General features: G+C 46.3%; 2 protein-coding genes. Both read right to left on the bottom strand.

The genetic code is table 11. The features are described from left to right. The coding region (locus G462_RS24625; protein ID WP_026960569.1) for a hypothetical protein at window positions 1–502 on the bottom strand (502 nt) is incomplete at its 3' end. A gap of 79 nt (window positions 503–581) precedes the next feature. Then, window positions 582–1,158: sodium/glutamate symporter (locus tag G462_RS0120125; protein ID WP_026960568.1), on the bottom strand; the 577-nt coding region annotated here is incomplete at its 5' end.

Here is a 1,158-nt window from a genome sequence, read left to right as displayed (position 1 = left end):
GCGCCATGCAGCAATGGTATTCGCCTTCAAGTTTGTATCGACCACAACGACTTATGGTACTCTTGCTAAAAGCAATCAGCCCTATGTTATGTATGTACATGGTCAGACGGCCAATTTTTCTATCAATAAAGGTGATATAACCTTCACAGGCATGATTGTGGTCTACATCTACAACCACAGCACTATCAAACTCCTGAGCCTCGACGTATTTTTTGGTGGGTTCTCCTACAAACAATTCGGCATTGCTCAAGCCACAAAGATTGGTTACCCCTATTCTCTCGTAGGCTAACGCACCGGGCGTCTTAGGGTTTGCGATCAGTTGGTTGCCATTCCACAGCAGCCGGATCTTGTTGTTAGGCAGTTGCACCGCAACCGTGTTAGCACAGGGGTATACCGCACATATCGTTCCATACACCACGCCAGTGTTGGTATAAACCTTGTCGCCCTCTCTGGCGCGCCGAACTTCAAGCCCAGCAAAGGTATGCTTTAGTAATTCGTACATAGTTACCTCGTTAAATCTCAAGCAATAAACCTGTGCCGATAATGCCAATCCACTGCATCACCACACAGTAAATTAGGCGTTAGCCTACAAAAGAGAGCATGCTGTTAATCACGACAGCATTAGCAATATCGATAAAGAATCCACACACCAATGGCACGACAATAAATGCGCGATGGGATGCGCCATATTGCTGGGTGACCGCAGTCATATTGACAATAGCCGTTGCTGTCGACCCAAGTGTTATGCCACCGAATCCGGAACTGATTACTGCCGCGTCATAATCGCGACCCATAAATCGAAATACCACAAAAACGGTAAATACCAGCGAGAGAATTATCTGCAGCAACATGACGATGCTTAAAAAGCCAATGGCATTAATCAGAGTCCAAAGCTGAAGACCCATTAGCGCCATGGTAAGAAACATACCCAGGCAAATATCCGATATCAGGCCCAAGCCCATATTGGCGTTATCAGACATTGGCCGCTTTAACACTAATGTCTTAACGTTGCTGATGATGATCCCGGCAATTAGGCAGGCGACAAACATCGGTAGGTTAAGCCCGAGCTGGGTTAAACCTAGGTCCAGCATGTAACCAAGAATCATACTTAGGTTGAGCAACAGCCACGCATAGAGGTAGCCATAATGGTTAAGTTGT

It is taken from the genome of Aliagarivorans taiwanensis DSM 22990, from assembly GCF_000429505.1.
GTDB classification, from domain to species: Bacteria; Pseudomonadota; Gammaproteobacteria; order Enterobacterales; family Celerinatantimonadaceae; genus Aliagarivorans; species Aliagarivorans taiwanensis.
The sequence above is the reverse complement of the archived record's forward strand: the minus strand, read 5'-3'. Positions and strand labels throughout refer to the sequence as shown.